The sequence below is a fragment of the Aquitalea sp. FJL05 genome, assembly GCF_003852595.1.
Classification (GTDB): Bacteria; Pseudomonadota; Gammaproteobacteria; order Burkholderiales; family Chromobacteriaceae; genus Aquitalea; species Aquitalea aquatilis.
The window spans coordinates 291,931-308,809 of record NZ_QAJS01000009.1; the positions used below are offsets into that span (position 1 = coordinate 291,931).

The 16,879-nt window shown below is 61.5% G+C and carries 13 protein-coding genes and 1 tRNA gene; 4 read left to right on the forward strand and 10 right to left on the reverse strand.

Features of this window, described 5'->3' with window-relative positions:
* Positions 1 to 88: 88 nt before the first annotated feature.
* From DBR44_RS09455 to DBR44_RS09470, 4 genes are all read right to left on the reverse strand, one after another.
* Entirely contained in the window at positions 89 to 385 is a 297-nt protein-coding gene (locus DBR44_RS09455; protein WP_124643815.1) for a HigA family addiction module antitoxin, read from the reverse strand.
* 198 nt (positions 386 to 583) lie between these two features.
* On the reverse strand, positions 584 to 1,291 hold the full coding sequence (gene cybH, locus DBR44_RS09460) for a Ni/Fe-hydrogenase, b-type cytochrome subunit (protein WP_124643816.1): 708 nt from the start codon (positions 1,289 to 1,291) through the stop codon (positions 584 to 586).
* A gap of 194 nt (positions 1,292 to 1,485) precedes the next feature.
* Positions 1,486 to 3,276, reverse strand: a complete 1,791-nt coding sequence (locus DBR44_RS09465) for a nickel-dependent hydrogenase large subunit (RefSeq protein WP_124643817.1) — start codon at positions 3,274 to 3,276, stop codon at positions 1,486 to 1,488.
* Positions 3,276 to 4,400 (reverse strand): hydrogenase small subunit, encoded by a 1,125-nt coding sequence (locus DBR44_RS09470; protein WP_124643818.1) that lies wholly within the window; start codon positions 4,398 to 4,400, stop codon positions 3,276 to 3,278. The genes DBR44_RS09465 and DBR44_RS09470 overlap by 1 nt, the downstream gene beginning before the upstream one ends.
* Positions 4,401 to 4,742: 342 nt before the next feature.
* Here DBR44_RS09470 and DBR44_RS09475 point away from each other — a divergent pair, with 342 nt between their 5' ends.
* Together DBR44_RS09475 and DBR44_RS09480 are read left to right on the forward strand one after the other, a co-directional pair.
* Positions 4,743 to 7,244 (forward strand): EAL domain-containing protein, encoded by a 2,502-nt coding sequence (locus DBR44_RS09475; RefSeq protein ID WP_233578449.1) that lies wholly within the window; start codon positions 4,743 to 4,745, stop codon positions 7,242 to 7,244.
* 56 nt (positions 7,245 to 7,300) lie between these two features.
* Positions 7,301 to 8,152, forward strand: coding sequence for an AraC family transcriptional regulator (locus DBR44_RS09480; protein WP_124643819.1), 852 nt, complete (start codon positions 7,301 to 7,303; stop codon positions 8,150 to 8,152).
* A 1-nt stretch (position 8,153) separates the two neighbouring features.
* Here the strand turns inward: DBR44_RS09480 and DBR44_RS09485 are convergent, their stop codons facing one another.
* The 6 genes from DBR44_RS09485 to DBR44_RS09510 all read right to left on the reverse strand — a co-directional run bounded on the left by DBR44_RS09485 (position 8,154) and on the right by DBR44_RS09510 (position 15,474).
* Positions 8,154 to 8,735: a LysE family translocator gene (locus DBR44_RS09485; RefSeq protein ID WP_124643820.1), complete on the reverse strand. Its 582-nt coding sequence runs from the start codon at positions 8,733 to 8,735 to the stop codon at positions 8,154 to 8,156.
* A 143-nt stretch (positions 8,736 to 8,878) separates the two neighbouring features.
* Positions 8,879 to 10,165, reverse strand: a complete 1,287-nt coding sequence (serS, locus tag DBR44_RS09490) for a serine--tRNA ligase (protein ID WP_124643821.1) — start codon at positions 10,163 to 10,165, stop codon at positions 8,879 to 8,881.
* A gap of 497 nt (positions 10,166 to 10,662) precedes the next feature.
* Entirely contained in the window at positions 10,663 to 11,973 is a 1,311-nt protein-coding gene (locus tag DBR44_RS09495; RefSeq protein WP_124643822.1) for a replication-associated recombination protein A, read from the reverse strand.
* Between the two features lie 59 nt (positions 11,974 to 12,032).
* Complete coding sequence (gene lolA / locus DBR44_RS09500; RefSeq protein ID WP_124643823.1) at positions 12,033 to 12,641, reverse strand: outer membrane lipoprotein chaperone LolA; 609 nt, start codon at positions 12,639 to 12,641, stop codon at positions 12,033 to 12,035.
* A gap of 117 nt (positions 12,642 to 12,758) precedes the next feature.
* Positions 12,759 to 13,784: a hypothetical protein gene (locus DBR44_RS09505; RefSeq protein ID WP_124643824.1), complete on the reverse strand. Its 1,026-nt coding sequence runs from the start codon at positions 13,782 to 13,784 to the stop codon at positions 12,759 to 12,761.
* Between the two features lie 94 nt (positions 13,785 to 13,878).
* Positions 13,879 to 15,474 carry an NAD+ synthase gene (locus tag DBR44_RS09510; RefSeq protein WP_124643825.1) on the reverse strand — a complete coding sequence of 532 codons (1,596 nt, stop codon included), beginning with the start codon at positions 15,472 to 15,474 and terminating at the stop codon, positions 13,879 to 13,881.
* A 72-nt stretch (positions 15,475 to 15,546) separates the two neighbouring features.
* Between DBR44_RS09510 and DBR44_RS09515 the strand changes: the two genes are divergently transcribed.
* Together DBR44_RS09515 and DBR44_RS09520 are read left to right on the forward strand one after the other, a co-directional pair.
* On the forward strand, positions 15,547 to 16,677 hold the full coding sequence (locus DBR44_RS09515) for a GNAT family N-acetyltransferase (protein ID WP_233578450.1): 1,131 nt from the start codon (positions 15,547 to 15,549) through the stop codon (positions 16,675 to 16,677).
* Between the two features lie 63 nt (positions 16,678 to 16,740).
* Positions 16,741 to 16,831: transfer RNA gene (locus DBR44_RS09520), tRNA-Ser, on the forward strand.
* The last annotated feature ends 48 nt before the right edge of the window (positions 16,832 to 16,879 follow it).

Sequence of the window (16,879 nt, forward strand, 5' to 3'; positions counted from 1 at the left end):
AAATCATGCGAAATCAGCGCTTTGTCGGCATGCCCCTGTCGGGTGCAAGGACATGCTGGTGGCGAATGGAAAGCGAAGTGGAAACTTGCTATGCAGTGGGTGAATGGCGTTGCTGCCGTAGCAGGCGGCGGGCCTGGGCCAGATCCCAGGCGCTTTGCAGCGCCATCCAGAACTGCGCATCCTGCCCGAACAAGCAGGCCAGCCGGATGGCGGTGTCCGGGCTGATGCCGCGCTTGCCGGCAATCAGCTCGTTCAGCCGGCGACGGGAAATGCCCAGCCGGCGTGCGGCTTCGGTCTGGCTCAGTCCGGCCGGGGCCAGAAAGCGGCTATCCAGAAAACGGCCGGGATGCAGCGGCGTGCGGGCACTGACAAGCGGGGTGGTCATGGTGGCGGGCTGCGGTGCTTCGGCGGTGGGTGGTTTGTTGGTGGGGTGGTTTGCCACCAGTGCAAGACTGGCAGCGATTTAATGAACCCCACGATCTTGTCGGGGGAAAGAAAACGTCCGGGACAAGGCGCGCCGACGCAGACAGTACGCTGAGTACGGCAAGGAGGCGCAACGCGGTAGCGGACGTTTTCCCTCTTCTTAATCCTTGAACATGCGGAAACCGCTGATCATGGTCGACACCATACTCTGCTTGGACATGATGTCCTCGCGAATCGCCGCATACACATGGATCATCACGAACAGGATGATGGACCACATGCCCAGCCGGTGCCAGTTGTGCACGGTGAGGCTATTGCCGCCAAAGGCGGAAATCACCCAGCCAAAAGCCTGATAGGCCCAACTCTTGGTGCCCAGACCCTCGCCATACAGCGCAAAGCCGGAAAAGCACATGAACACGGCCACCCACAGGAAGGTGGCCATGGCGATCTGCCCCACCGGATTGTGGCCGATGTATTTTTTCGGATAGCGCTCGATAAACAGATACCAGCGCACTTCGAAGAAAAATTCCTTCCACCAGGCCTTGTCCCACACCGGCACCAGAATGATCTCGCGCGCATGATGGTTGCCCACCAGCGCCCAGTACAGCCGGCCGATCAGGCCGATGGCCAGAATGTAGCCGGCGGTGAAATGGGCAAAGCGGATATAGCCCATGACGAAGTTGAAGGTGGCCTCACCCGGTACCGAGGGTAGGGGTTTGCCGATCAGGTAGCCGGTGACCGACAGGGTGATGATGCACAGCACCGTCACCCAGTGCCACAGGCGCACCGGCGCCTCATACACATAGACGGATGTGACCTTGTGGCCCAGGCCCTGCGGGGCGTTGCCGTCGAAGCCGTAGCTTTTCATGCCGAATCTCCTGTTTTCCTGCCGCACCGCCACGCTGCCGGACATCCCGGGAGTGATGCGCACTCCGGCCAACGTGGCGGTCGATCAGGAAGTTCGCCCGTATGGCCTGCGGGGGGAGCGAGGCCATGCGGACTGGTCAATCGTCGCCTTGCCAGCCGTTCCGGGGGAATGGGCAGGCCGGCGCAGCGACGAACTCAACGTACTTTCACGCTTACCAGCTCGCCACCGTCCGCGCCGATCACATGGGTGGAGCAGGCCAGGCAAGGGTCGAAGCTGTGCAGGGTGCGCAGGATTTCCAGCGGCTGATCCGGCACCGCCATCTTGGTACCCATCAGCGAAGCCTCGTAAGCGCCGATCTGGCCCTTGGCATCGCGCGGGCCGGCGTTCCAGGTGGTGGGCACCACGCACTGGTAGCTGTCGATGCGGGTATCGGCAATCTTCAGCCAGTGGCCCAGCGCGCCGCGCGGTGCTTCGGTAAAGCCCACGCCCTTGGCGGCTGCCGGCCAGCTGGCCGGGTCCCATTTCTCCACATTGGCCGTCGCGGTGTCGCCATTCTTGATATTGCTGATCAGGCGGTCGAAGAAGTAGCGCATCTTGTTGGCAGCCCAGGACGACTCCAGCGCGCGCGCGGCGGTACGGCCCAGGGTGGAGAACAGCGCCTCCTTGGGGGCACCCAGCGTGTGCAGCAGCTTGTCGATCGGCTCCTTGAATTCCGGCTTGTTCTGGTGGTAGCCGATCAGATAGCGCGCCAGCGGGCCCACTTCCATGGCGTGGCCCTTCCAGCGTGGCGACTTGATCCAGGAATACTTGGCCGATTCGTCCAGCTGTTCGATGCGGGTCTTGGTTCCCTTGTGCTTGGCACCCAGCTCGAATTTGGGCGCGGTAATGCCATCGAAAGGATGCAGGCCCTTGCTGTCGTCGCCATAGCTGTACCAGCTGTGGGTGACGAATTCCTGGATTTCATCCGGGGCATACAGGTCGATCGGGTGGATTTCGTTGAACTTGCCGTTGATGATGGCACCACGCGGCAGCAGCAGGCTGCTTTCGCTGTAGTCGTTGGCATGGTCGGGGAAATCACCGTAGGACATCACGCTCTGGCTGGCCAGGCCGCCGCCGATGGCTGCCCAGTCCTTGTAGAAGCCGGCAATGGCGATGACGTCCGGAATGTACACCTGCTCGCAGAAGGTGATGGTGCGGTCGATGATCTGCGATACCAGATTCAGCCGCTCCATATTGATGGCACCCACTGCGCCCACATCATCGATATTGATGGCGCAGGGCATGCCGCCCACCAGCCAGTTGGGGTGGGGGTTCTTGCCGCCGAAGATGGTGTGGATCTTGACGATTTCCTTCTGGAAATCCAGCGCTTCCAGATAGTGCGCCACGGCCATCAGGTTGGCTTCCGGCGGCAGTTTCATCGCTGGGTGACCCCAGTAGCCATTGCGGAAGGGGCCAAGCTGGCCGGATTCGACAAAGCGCTTCAGCCGCGATTGCAGGTCACGGAAATAGCCGGGGCTGGACAGCGGCCAGTCGGAAATGCTCTGTGCCAGCTCGCTGGTTTTCTTCGGGTCGGCCTTCAGCGCCGACACCACGTCCACCCAGTCCAGCGCGTGCAGGTGGTAGAAATGCACCAGGTGGTCGTGCACATACAGCGCCGCCTGCATGATGTTGCGGATCAGGTTGGCGTTTTCGGGAATCTTGATCTTGAGCGCGTCTTCCACCGCGCGCACCGAGGTCAGCGCGTGGGTGCCGGTGCATACGCCGCAGATGCGTTCGACAAAGGCCCAGGCGTCACGCGGGTCACGGCCCTTGAGAATCACTTCCAGGCCGCGCCACATGGTGCCGGTGGAGACGGCGTTGGTGATGATGTTGTTGCTGTCGATGTTCACTTCGCAGCGCAGGTGACCTTCGATGCGAGTCACCGGGTCCACCACCACGCGGCGGCCGCTATTGTCCAGGGTAAAACCTTGGGTCTGGTAGGACATCAGACATTCTCCTCGTTCTTGTCTTTATTCTGGGCGGGGGCGGTGGCGTCCAGCGGCTGCAGATCCTGCTTTTTCAGCATGGTGCTCTTGATGGCGCTGACCGCGGCATGGGCGGCAATGGCAGCCCCGGCGGTACCGGCCACGGCAAAGCCGATCTTGTCGGCATTGGCTTCCACGCCGAACTGCGGAATCGAGGTGACGCGGTCGTAGAAGGAGCCCTTGTCCCAGAAGCCTTCTTCCGAGCAGCCGATACAGCCATGGCCGGACTGGATGGGGAAGGACACGCCATCGTTCCAGCGTACGGTGGAGCAGGCGTTATAGGTGGTGGGGCCTTTGCAGCCCATCTTGTACAGGCAGTAGCCCTTGCGCGCGCCGTCGTCGTCCCAGCTCTCGACAAACTGACCAGCGTCAAAGTGTGGGCGGCGATAGCATTTATCATGGATGCGCTGGCCGTAGAACATCTTGGGCCGGCCCTGGCGGTCCAGTTCAGGAATCTTGTCGAAGGTCACCATATAGGTGATGACGGCGGCCATGACTTCCGGAATCGGCGGGCAGCCCGGCACCTTGATCACCGGCTTGTCCAGAATCACCTGGTGTACCGGCGTGGCGCGGGTGGGGTTGGGTTTGGCGGCCTGCACGCAGCCCCAGCTGGCACAGGAACCCCAGGCGATCAGTGCCTTGGCATCGGCCGATACGCGCTTGAGTTTTTCCACGAAAGGTTCGCCACCGGGGAAGCAGAACATGCCATCCTCGTTCAGCGGCGGGTTGCCTTCCACGGCGACGATGTAATTGCCTTTGTGATTCTTGATCAGGTCGTCAAGAATGGCTTCGGCCTGATGCCCGGCGGCCGCCATGATGGTGTCGTCGTAATCCAGCGAGATCAGTGACAGGATGGCGTCCTTGGCCAGCGGATGGGCCGAGCGGATGAAGGACTCGGTACAACAGGTGCACTCCAGGCCGTGCAGCCAGATGACCGGCACGCGTGGCTTGGTTTCCAGTGCGTAGGCAATGCGGGGGACGAAGGCTGAGCCCAGGCCCAGCGAGGTGGCGGTCAGGCTGCAGAACTTAAGAAAGCTGCGCCGAGTCACGCCCTGGCGACGCATGGCTTGATAGAAAGTCTCCATGTGTTTACGCTCCTCCATGCCATGCATATGGCATTCGATGTGTTTTCTTGTTGTGCCGGATCGTTTTTTTGAGATCTGTCCGGACAGGCTGGCGGTGTTGCAACCTGACCAACGCTTTCAATATCCGTGCCAGAACGGTGGCATGAAAAAATGTCGATAAAACAGGGGTTTGGCAGGAGCGTGCGGGCGAGTGGGTGTAAACTTGCTTTGCAGTTTGCTGGCAAAGTGGAAAACAAGCGCGATACGCAGAATGCATTAAATGCAGCTGGTTTGCCCTTTGGATGTTAAGTAATAAATGTATAATGCCGTTGTTGTGAACGCTAAATTGCTTACAGGTGTCCGATGATGTCCCCGCTGATGCAGCCAATAGAGCAGATTGCCTCGACTGATATTCTCAGTTGCACGCCGGAGACGCTTATCCATCAGGCAGCCAACCTGATGGTGCAGTCCGGCTGTGGCTCCATCGTGGTGTTTACCGCCGCTGGCGAGCCTGTGGGGATCTGGACCGAAACCGATGCGCTGGCAGTCGATCTGGATGACGCGGCGGCGCGCTGCCGCCCGATCAGCGAGGTGATGAGCCAGCCGGTGGTGACACTGGCGCACCACCTGAGCGTGCACGATGTGCTGGGGCAGTTTCGCAGCCAGGGCATCCGCCATGCGCTGGTAGAGAAGGACGGGGCGATTGTCGGCCTGGTGTCGCTGTCGGACGTGGTGCTGTGTCAGGGCACCGAAGCCTTTCTCGGGCTGAAGCGGCTGGATGGCATCCTGGCACCGCCGGCGGTCATCCTGCAGGCAGGCGACAATCTTTCCGCCGCACTCTCCAGCATGCGCGAACAGCAGCTGACGGCACTGGGTGTACAGTTTGCTGATGGCAGCTACGGCATCCTCACCCAGCGCGATGTGGTGGGCATGGTGGCCGGCGGGCAGGGCGATGTGGAGCTGGGTAGCATCTGTACCCGCCCGGTGATCGGCGTGGCCAGCAGCAGCAGCCTGCTACAGGCGCGACGGGTGATCCTGCAGCATCAGATCCGCCATCTGGCGGTATTCGATGCCGAGCAGAAACTGGTGCACATCATCGGCTTTCGCGAAATCATCCAGAGCATAGAACACGAATTCCTGCTGGAACTGCATGGCGCGCTGCGCGAGCGCGACGAGGCCTTGTTGCAGTCGCGCCAGAGCCTGCTGCTGGCGGACAAGGTGTTCGAAGCCACCATGGAAGGCATTGTCATTACCGATGGCAATGGCTTTATCCAGTCGGTCAATCCCGCGTTCAGCCGCATCACCGGCTACTCGCGCGAGGAGGCCATCGGCAAGACGCCGGCCTTGCTCAAGTCCGGCAAGCAATCTCCCGAATTCTACGAATACCTGTGGCGCTGTCTGCGCCACGACGGCTTCTGGCAGGGCGAGGTGGTGAACCGGCGCAAGAACGGCCTGCTGTACACCGAACACCTCAGCATCACGGCAATCCGCGACGAACGCGGCGAGTGCCTGCATTATGTGGCGGTGTTTTCCGACATCACCCAGCGCAAGCAGGCCGAGGAACGGCTGCATTTCCTGGCCAACCACGATGCGCTGACCGGCCTGCCCAACCGCACGCTGTTCATCGAAAAGCTGCAATCGGCGGTGGAGCAGGCCCGGCAGTTTGATCGCCGTTTTGCCTTGCTGTTCATCGATCTGGACCGTTTCAAAATGGTGAACGACACCCTGGGCCACCATGCCGGCGACGAGCTGCTGATGCGCATCGCCAGCGAGTTGCAACGCATCGTGCCCAATCTGTCCACCGTGTCCCGCCTGTCGGGTGACGAATTCACCGTGCTGCTGGAAAACGTGGTGACGGTGCAGCAAGTGGCCAGCCGGGCGCAGAGCATTCTGGATGCGATTTCGGCCGAATCCACCGTGGCCGGGCAGGGTGTGTTCATCTCGGCCAGCATCGGCATCAGCATGTTCCCGGAAGACGGTGCCATGGCCGATGCCTTGCTGGTGAATGCCGACACCGCCATGTACCGGGCCAAGGAGCGCGGCAAGAACAATTTCCAGTTCTACACCGCCGACATGAATGCCCGCGCCATCGAGCGGCTGAAAATGGAATACAGCCTGCACCGCGCACTGGCGCAGGACGAGCTGGAAGTGTGGTATCAGCCCAAGGTGGAGCTGGCTTCCGGCCGCATCATCGGTGCCGAGGCGCTGTTGCGCTGGCACCATCCCGACCTGGGGCTGATTTCGCCCGGCCAGTTCATTCCGATTGCCGAGGAAAGTTCGCTGATCACCAGCATGGGCGACTGGGTGCTGGATACCACCTGCGCCGCCATCCGCCGCTGGCGCGATGCCGGCCTGCTGCAAGGGCGCATCGCGGTCAATGTGTCCGGCCGCCAGCTGAAGTATTCCAGCATCGTCGACAGCGTGGCGCAGGTGCTGGAACGTCACAGCCTGCCCAGCAGTGCGCTGGAACTGGAAATCACCGAAAGCGTGGCGATGGATGAAGACAGCGGCATGGTCGAGGTGCTGCACCGCTTGCAGGCGCTGGGCATTTATCTGTCCATCGACGACTTCGGTACCGGCTATTCCAGCCTGTCCTATCTCAAGCGCCTGCCGGTGCGCGGCCTGAAAATCGACCAGAGCTTCATCATGGACCTGCATCAGGACCGCGACGATGCCGCCATCACCCAGGCCATCATCTCGATTGCCCGCAGTCTGGGGCTGGAGCTGGTGGCCGAAGGGGTGGAGCTGGAAGAGCAGCGCCGCTTCCTGCTGGAGCAGGGCTGTGACTGCGGTCAGGGCTATCTGTTCAGCCGACCGGTGCCGGGCAGCGAGTTCGAGGCGCTACTGCGACAACAAGCGGGCTGAGTGATGGGCGACAGCGCGGCTTGTCGCTGCTGCCTGTGCTGCATTATGCTGGGCAGATGCCCAGATCCGTCTCCCCCAACCCGGAAGTCATGCCCGCCGCGCCACTGTTCTGGCGCGATCCGCAGTTGCCATTTCTGGAAATCCGCAGCGTGCCGGATGGCAGGCAGGTGTGCTATGCCCGCCATTCGCACGAGCACTTTTCCATCGGAGCCATTACCGGCGGCAGCAGCACTTATCTGAGCCTGCAAGACCGTTACCGCGTGGGCCGTGGCAGCGTGGTGCTGATGAATCCGGGTGATGTCCACGCCTGCAATCCCATAGCCGACCAGCCCTGGTCTTATCACATGCTGTATGTCGATACGCCGTGGCTGGCCGGGCTGCAAGCCGAACTGGGGCTGAGTGCCAATCAGGATTTTCATGGTTTCCAGCTCAGGCTGAGCGAGGACCCCGGCTTGTATCGTGGCCTGCTGCAACTGGTGGCCGCCTGCCATGCTGGCGCGGGTGGTTTGCTGGGCCGGCAGGAAACGGCCACGGCCTTTTTTACCGATTTGCAGCAGCCATGGCCAGCCGAGCGCCGTACGGCTGCACCGATACACCCGCGGCTGCAACTGGCGGCCGACTACATCAACGACCACTACGCCGACGACATCAGCCTGCAGGCTATCTGCAGCGCCTCCGCCTTGTCCGCGTCCTACCTGATTCGCGCCTTTCGCCAGCGCTATCACATGACGCCGCACGAATACCTGCTCAACCGGCGCATCCAGCGCGGCAAAAGCCTGTTGCGCAGCGGCCAGCCGATTGCCCAGGTGGCGCAGGCTTTAGGTTTTGCCGACCAGGCGCATTTCCAGCGCACTTTCAAGCGGCTGGTGGCAGCCACGCCCGGTCAGTACTGCCGCAGCGTGGGCTGAATCACTCCAGCAGCAAATAGAGCGCGCTGCCCGCCAGCAACAGGGCCAGCAGGCGGTTAAACAGCCGCATGCGTGGCGGATGGCGCAGCAGCCCTTGCAAGCGCGCACCGGCCCAGGCCCAGCAGGCAATCGACAGGTAACAGACAACAAAATAGATGGCGGCAAACTGCCACACCAACTGTGCTTCGCCATGGCTGACAAACGCCCCCATGCCGGCCAGCGAAGCCAGCCAGGCCTTTGGGTTCAGCCATTGCATCAGCGCGCCGTAAAGAAACGAGGGCTGCCGCTGCTGCGCACCCAGTTCGCCACTGGCGCGGGCGAGTTGCCAGGCCAGGTAAAGCAGAAAGCCCACCCCGGCATACTGAATGAAGCGGCTGGCCTGTGGCTGGCCTGCCAGCAAGCCGGCCAGTCCCAGACCAGTAAGCAAGAAGAGCAGGGTAAAGCCGATGGTGGCACCGCTGACATGGCGCAGACTGGGCCAAAAGCCGTGACTGACCCCACAGCCGAAAGCCACGATATTGACCGGGCCGGGCGAAATGGAAGCCGCCAAGGCAAAGGCGGCCATTGACAGGAAAAGCTGCATGGTAATCCTTCGGGATGAACAAGGCCCCGAAGATAAAGCCGGCCAGCCAGCGGGTATTGAACAAAATCACCCTGTGTGTCGGCGCTGGGCAAGAAAAAACCGGAAGCAAGCTCCCGGTTTTTGTCTGAGGTGCAGATGGCTGCTTAGCCGCCGATCTTTTCCTTGCCGCCAAAGTAGGGACGCAGTGCAGTGGGGATGGTCACGCTGCCGTCGGCGTTTTGGTAGTTTTCCAGTACCGCCACCAGGGTGCGACCCACGGCCAGGCCGGAGCCGTTCAGCGTGTGCAGCAACTGGTTCTTGCCGTTTTCGTCCTTGAAACGGGCCAGCATGCGGCGCGACTGGAAGGCTTCACAGTTGGAGCAGCTGGAGATTTCGCGGTAGGTGTTCTGCGCCGGCAGCCATACCTCGATATCGTAGGTTTTGGCCGCGCCAAAGCCCATGTCGCCGGTGCACAGGGTAATCACGCGGTAGGGCAGTTCCAGCGCCTTCAGGATGTTTTCGGCGTGGCCGACCATCTCTTCCAGTGCGGCATAGGAATGGTCCGGGTGCTCGATGCGCACCATTTCCACCTTGTCGAACTGGTGCTGGCGAATCATGCCACGGGTGTCACGGCCATAGCTGCCGGCTTCGGAGCGGAAGCAAGGCGAGTGGGCGGTGAGCTTGAGCGGCAGGTCTTCCATTTTCAGGATGCTGTTGCTCACGGTGTTGGTCAGGGTGATTTCCGAGGTGGAAATCAGGTACTGGTCTACCGTGCCTTCTTCGCCACCCTTGGTCACCTTGAACATGTCTTCGGCAAACTTCGGCAGCTGGCCGGTGCCCAGCAAGGCGCTGTCGTTGACGATGTAAGGGGTGTAGTGCTCGGTATAACCATGCTCGCCGGTGTGGGTGTTCAGCATGAACTGCGCCAGTGCGCGATGCAGGCGGGCGATGTCACCCTTCAGCACGGTGAAGCGGGCACCGGACAGCTTGGCACCGGTGTCGAAATCCAGGCCCAGCGGGGTGCCGATGTCGACATGGTCTTTTACTTCAAAGTCGAACTGGCGCGGCACGCCGACACGGCGCACTTCCACGTTGTCCGACTCGTCCTTGCCTGCCGGCACCGATTCGTGCGGCAGGTTGGGAATGCTCATCAGCAGGGCGTCCATCTTGGCCTGCACCGCTTCGAAAGCGGCTTCGGCTGCCTTCAGTTCATCACCCACATTGGCCACTTCGGCCATGATGGCGGACACATCTTCGCCCTTGCGCTTGGCTTCGCCAATTTGCTTGGAGGTGGCATTGCGGCGCGATTGCAGTTCCTGCATGCGGGTTTGCAGCGCCTTGCGGTCGGCTTCCATTTCCACGAAAGCGGCGGTGTCCAGAGTGTAGCCACGGCTGGCCAGGCGGGCAGCGACGGCGTCCAGGTCGTTACGGAGCGATTGAATGTCTAGCATGGAAAATCCTGATGGTATTTAAGTGTCTTGCTTGTTCCGGGCTTGCTGATCCGGCGGCTGTGTCTTGTTGGCGGTCTTGCCGACCGCTTGGCGAAACTGGCGCTGCCTTGCTGTATTGCGGTACCTGCCATGCTGGCGGCGGTTTTACCCGCGAGTACAGTGTCTGATGCCGGGTGTTGCAAGCGTGCAGACATCATACAGCGTGCTGCAATGCGCAAGTGTACCGGCAAGCGACAGGCTTTGTCCTGCCTGTTGCAGGCCAAACGCGCATTATAAGCGCTGCAAGCAGGCTTGTAGATGCTGACAGGCGACCTGCTTTGCGGGAGAAGGCGGCCAGGAGGTAGGGGCGTATTGTTCTGCGGTGGTTGGCGTGTTGGGCAGCAAATTGCGGCACGCCGGGTAGGCCTTGGTGGTCAATCTGGTGTCTACATCTGCTACTCAATAAGCGAGTGGTGTCATAAGTTATTGAAATATTGCGCATCTTCAGCCTGATATTTCTACTTCTTACCAGCCTCTTCATCCCACTTCTTCAGCAGGGCAAGCTTTTCACCAATCTTGATTTCCAGCCCGCGCGGTACCGGCTGGTACCAGCCCGGCTCCGGCATGTCATCCGGCAGATAGCTTTCGCCGGCGGCGTAGGCATTGGGCTCGTCATGGGCATAGCGGTATTCGTGGCCGTAGCCCAGTTCTTTCATCAGCTTGGTGGGGGCATTGCGCAGGTGTACCGGCACCGGGCGGCTCTTGTCCTGCTTCACGAAGGCGCGGGCCTGGTTGTAGGCCATGTAGCCGGCATTGCTCTTGGCGGCCACGGCCAGATAGATGGCGGCCTGCGCCAGCGCCAGTTCGCCTTCCGGGCTGCCCAGCCGTTCGAAGGTGGCGGCCGCATCATTGCAGATCTGCATGGCGCGCGGGTCGGCCAGGCCGATGTCTTCCCAGGCCATGCGCACCAAGCGGCGTGCCAGATAGCGCGGGTCTGCGCCGCCATCCAGCATGCGGGTGAGCCAATACAGCGCGGCATCCGGGTTGGAGCCACGCACCGATTTGTGCAGGGCAGAAATCTGGTCGTAAAAGGCGTCGCCGCCCTTGTCGAAGCGGCGGGCGTTGACGCTGAGCACTTCGGCCAGAAAGTCCTGGGTGATCTGGCTGGTTTTGCGGGCCAGCGCGGCGGTGCGGGTTTGCTCCAGCAGATTGAGAAAGCGTCGTGCATCGCCATCGGCGTAGCCGCTGAGGGCGGCGATGGCCTGCTCGTCAAACTCCAGGCCGTCCAGTGCGCCCTTGTCACGCGCTCGCTGCAATAACTGCACCAGTTCGTCTTCGCTCAGGCTGTTCAGTACATAGACCTGGGCGCGCGACAGCAGGGCGGAGTTCACCTCGAACGACGGGTTTTCCGTGGTGGCACCAATAAAGGTGAGCAGGCCGGATTCGACAAAGGGCAAAAAGGCATCCTGCTGGCTTTTATTAAAGCGGTGCACTTCGTCGACAAACAGGATGGTGTGGCGGCCGGAGCGCTGTAGCGCGGCATGGGCCTGTTCCACCGCGTCGCGGATGTCCTTTACGCCAGAGAAGACGGCCGACAGCGGGATGAACTCGGCATCGAAGCTGCCGGCGAGAATGCGCGCCAGCGTGGTTTTGCCGACGCCGGGCGGGCCCCACAGAATCATCGAGTGCAGGGTGCCGGATTCCACTGCCAGCCGCAGTGGCTTGCCGGGGCCGATCAGGTGCTGCTGGCCGATGACCTCGGCCAGCGACGCCGGGCGCAAGGCTTCGGCCAGCGGTTTTTTCGCTTCCTGGGCAAACAGATCATTCATGGCGGCTAATACGGCAGGGGGAAGCCGCTGAGTATATCAGCACTGGGCGGGGCGCTGCCTCAATCACCACTGACCACGTCCACGCCCTTGGGGGCGGTGAAGCTGAAGTGGCTGGCTGAGAGCGCCGGGTTCTTTTGCTGGGCGCTGAAGCGGATGCGGGTGTTGTTGCCGAAGCTGTCGGTCAGCTCCATTTCCACCAGCATCTTGTTGCTAAAGCCCATGCGGATGGCGTTGAAGGTATTGTCGGCCTTTTTCGGGCTGGCACTCAGCCATTCCACTTCGCCCTGTTTGCCGGCTTCTTTCAGGACATAGTCACGCTCGATGGCATTGTTGCCGGCCAGCAGTGCCGCCGGACTGGAGCCCAGTGCGCCGTCCAGGTTCTTGCGGGTGACCTGAGACAGGTCCTTGTCGTAGATCCACAGCGTTTTGCCATCGCCGACAATCAGCTGCTCGTAGGGCTTGTTATAGCTCCAGCGGAATTTGCCGGGGCGGGAGATTTCCAGCGTGCCGCTGGCTTCTTCGCGCTTGTTTTTGGAACTGACCAGCTGGTTGAAGTTGGCGGACAGGGTTTTGGTGTCGCTGACAAAGGCCTTGAGCTGGGCGATGGCGCTGGCATGGGCCGGCACGCTCAGCAGGGTGGCCAGTAAGGCCAGGGCAATTTTTTTCATGGGAATCCTTGGAGCAGGCCGCCAGGGCTTGCGCTTGCGTGAGTACAGTGCAGCACAGTGTGACAGCAAGGCAGGCGGGGGGTTCTGCCTTTGCTGTTAAGGAGTATGGCGCAGCGCTTACTGCTGCTCCGGCTCCTGCAGCCCTTTCAGCCATTGCGGCTTGGGCAGCTTGTCGTAGTCGATGATGCTGGCTGCAGTCGGCTGATGTACAAACGCCGGCTTGCCGTGATTGCTGTAGCGCAGGTGGATGTAAGCCTCACCACGCAGTTGCGGGGTATTCAGCTCCACGCTCTGGTTGACGCCCAGCAACTGGCCGCGACGGTTGGCATACAGATGCGATACCGACTTGCTCAGCGGCTGCTCGCTGGCCTTGCTCTTGGTCAGTTCGCGTACCAGTTGCAGCAGTTGTTCGGCTTGCTTGCCGTCTTGCGGGCGGCCATTGCGTTCGGCTTGCTGGGTGACTACCTTGGCCAGGCCGTCCAGCACGTGCAATAGCACCTGGTTTTCCTGCTGCGGGCTCATGGCAATGCGCAGCTGATAGCTGGCACCCAGCTCTTTGGCGGTGGCGTCCAGCGTTTCCAGCGCAAATGCCTGCTGGTCGACCTTGCCATAGCCTTCGTCGACCAGGCCGGGCAGGGCTTGCAGCATGGCGTCCAGCGGTATCTTGCCGGCAATGTCCGGCGGCAGCTGGAAGCGGACAAAGCGCGGCTGCTCGCTGTGCAGCTCCGGTACGAACAAGTCAAAGGCCGAGGGATCGACCAGCAGCGAAAAGTCCTGCAGGTTCAGCTCCAGCGGCAGGGTGACGCTGGCTTGCAGATTGCGCCGTTCGAAGCGGAAGGCCGGGATCAGCTCCATGCGCTTGCTGGCCTGATCAACCGCACCGGTGACCGATACCTTGGTGGAGCGGGCGACTTCGTTGATGGTGTAGCGCAGTTGCGGCTTGGCATCGTCCTCGCTACTGCCGTGCAGGGCGGTGAAGCCCAGCTCGCCACTGAAGTTGTAGCTGGCGTGTTGCAGGTTTTCGCGCAGCACCTGGCGGGTGGCCAGATCGGCGGGTTTGCCGGCCAGCGGGCTGGCGCAGCCGCCGAGCAGGGCAAGGGCTGTGACAAGGGGCAGGGTGGCCAGGGCGGGGCGGAGTTTCATGGGGCTTTCCGGAAATGACAAGAGGATGGCGCGCAGCTTGGCATGGCTGGCGAGGTGTGGCAAGCAGGCTGGGTCTGCCTGCCACACCCCGGTGTCAGCTGAACTTGTTGGTGATGGGGTAGCGCCAGTCCTTGCCAAAGCCGCGGCGGGTGACGCGCGGGCCAACCGGTGCCTGGCGGCGCTTGTATTCGTTGATCTTGAGCAGGCGCACTACCTTGCGCACATCGGCCTCGGCAAAGCCGTCGGCAATGATCTCTTCTGCCGACAGGTTTTCCTCCACATAGCGTGCCATGATGGCGTCCAGTACCTCGTAGGGCGGCAGGCTGTCCTGGTCTTTCTGGTCCGGGCGCAGCTCGGCCGAGGGCGGGCGGGTGATGATGCGCTCCGGAATCACCTCTCCCTGGGTATTGCGCCAGCGGCACAGGGCAAACACCAGGGTCTTGGCCACGTCTTTCAGTACGGCGAAGCCACCGGCCATATCACCGTACAGCGTGCAGTAGCCGGTGGTCATTTCCGATTTGTTGCCGGTGGTCAGCACCAGCTTGCCGCTCTTGTTGGACAGCGCCATCAGCAAGGTGCCGCGAATGCGCGCCTGCAGGTTTTCTTCGGTGGTGTCTTCCGCCAGACCGTTGAAATTGGCCGCCAGTGCATTCATGAAGCTTTCGTACATCGGCCAGATTTCGATTTCGTCATACTTCACGCCCAGCCGGCCAATCATGTCACGCGAGTCGATCACCGAGATATCGGCGGTATAGCGCGAGGGCATCATCACCGCGTGCACCTTGTCTGCGCCCAATGCATCCACCGCCACGGCCAGCGTCAACGCCGAGTCGATGCCACCGGACAAGCCCAGCAGCACGCCGGGGAAGCCGTTCTTGGTGATGTAGTCGCGCACGCCCACCACCAGCGCCTGGTAGACGCTTTCCAGCTCGCCCGGCAGCGCGGCCTTGGCCGGTGCGGCTTGCAGGTCGCCGGCGTTGAAGTCGATCAGCAACAGTTCGTCGCCATAGGCGCAGGCCTGGGCCACCACTTCGCCCGCCTTGTTGGTGGCGAAGGACGCGCCGTCGAATACCAGTTCGTCCTGGCCGCCCACCAGATTGACATAGGCAAACGGCAGGCCGGTTTCCTCGGTACGGTAACGCACCACCTCGTGGCGGGTTTCGATCTTGTTGCGGTGGAAGGGCGAGGCATTCAGCACCAGCACCACATCCGCACCGGCGTCGGCGGCTTCTGCCGCCGGGTCAACCGACCACACATCCTCGCAGATCAGCACGCCCACCTTGTGCTCACCCTGCTGGAACACCAGCGGCATGGCACCGGGGGTAAAGTAGCGGCATTCGTCGAATACCTCGTCATTGGGCAGCAGCATCTTGTGATACTGGCCCAGCCGGTTACCATCGCGCAGTACCGTGGCGGCGTTGAAGCGCTCGTGACCCAGCTTGACCGGATGGCCAATCACCAGCGTAATGCCATCCAGCTCCAGCAACTGGTCCATGGCGGCGGAGCAGGCGCGATAAAAGCTGTCGCGCAGCAACAGGTCTTCCGGGCTGTAGCCGGTGAGCGCCAGCTCCGGCGTCACCAGAATGTCGGCGCCCTGCGCCATGGCAGCCTGGGCCAGATCGAGAATTTTTCGGGTATTGCCGGCGATATCGCCAACAATCGGGTTGAACTGAGCGAGCGCAATACGCATGTTGAACATAACCATGGGTTTGGATAGCGGGATTTTACCTGAAGAATGCCGGCTTGCCCGAAAGGAAACCGCGTGAATCTGCAACTGCTCGATAGCCTGCACCAGCTGGAAGACCAGCGCTGGGATGAATTGGCCCAGCCCGCCGGCCTGTTCATGCAAAGGCACTGGCTCACTGCACTGCAAGACAGCGGCTGCGCCAGCGCGGCCAGCGGCTGGCAGCCATTGCCACTGCAACTGCAGCAGGATGGCCATCTGCAAGCGCTGGCCCCCGCCTGGCTGAAAAGCCATTCGCGCGGCGAATATGTGTTCGACTGGGCCTGGGCCGAAGCCTGGCAGCGCGCCGGACTGGATTACTACCCCAAGCTGCTGCTGGCCTCACCCTTCACTCCGGTAACCGGGCCACGCCTGCTGGGCGATGCCGCAGGGCAGCGCCAACTCATTCAGGGGCTGCAGCAAGTGGTCGCCGACCACGGCCTGTCTTCCGCCCATGTGTTGTTTCCCGCTGCCGACGAGCTGGCCTTGCTGCATGAAGCTGGCTGGCTGCTGCGCCATGGCGTGCAGTTTCACTGGCTAAATCAGGGCTATGCCGATTTCGATGCTTTTCTGGCGCAGTTATCGCAGAGCAAGCGCAAGAAAATCCGGCAGGAAAGACGCAAGGTGCGCGATGCCGGCATCAGCGTGCAGGTAATGAAGGGCGAGGAAATCAGCGCGGCCGACTGGGCATTCTTCGAACGCTGCTACCGGCAGACCTATCTGGAACACCGCTCGCCACCTTATCTAAACCTGGATTTCTTCCAGCGGGTAGGGCGTACCCTTGGCCAGCACTGCCTGTTGTTCATTGCCCGGCGCGATGGGCAGGCCATTGCCGCCAGCTGGTGCCTGCAGGACGGCAACACCCTGTATGGCCGCTACTGGGGGGCGCTGGAAAGCGTGGACTGCCTGCATTTCGAGCTGTGCTATTACAGCGGTATCGAGTACGCCATCCGCCATGGCCTGCAATGCTTTGAAGGTGGCGCACAGGGCGAGCACAAACTGGCACGCGGCTTCACCCCTGTGCAGACCAGCTCGGCCCACTGGATCGCCGATACGCGTTTTCGCGCCGCCATCGCCAACTGGCTGGCCCGCGAACGCGAAGCCATCGACGACTACCAGCAACAGCTTTTTTTACATAGCGCCTACAAAACCCCTTGCACTGCGCAATAAGGGCTTATATACTGCGCAGCCTCTGAGGCCAAAACGCTGTAAAGCAGGCTTCAGCAGCCATCTGGAGAGGTGGATGAGTGGTTTAAGTCGCACGCCTGGAAAGCGTGTTTAGGGTAATACCCTAACGGGGGTTCGAATCCCCCCCTCTCCGCCAGATATCTACATTAAAGCCCTGATTATTCAGGGCTTTTTTGTTGTCTAT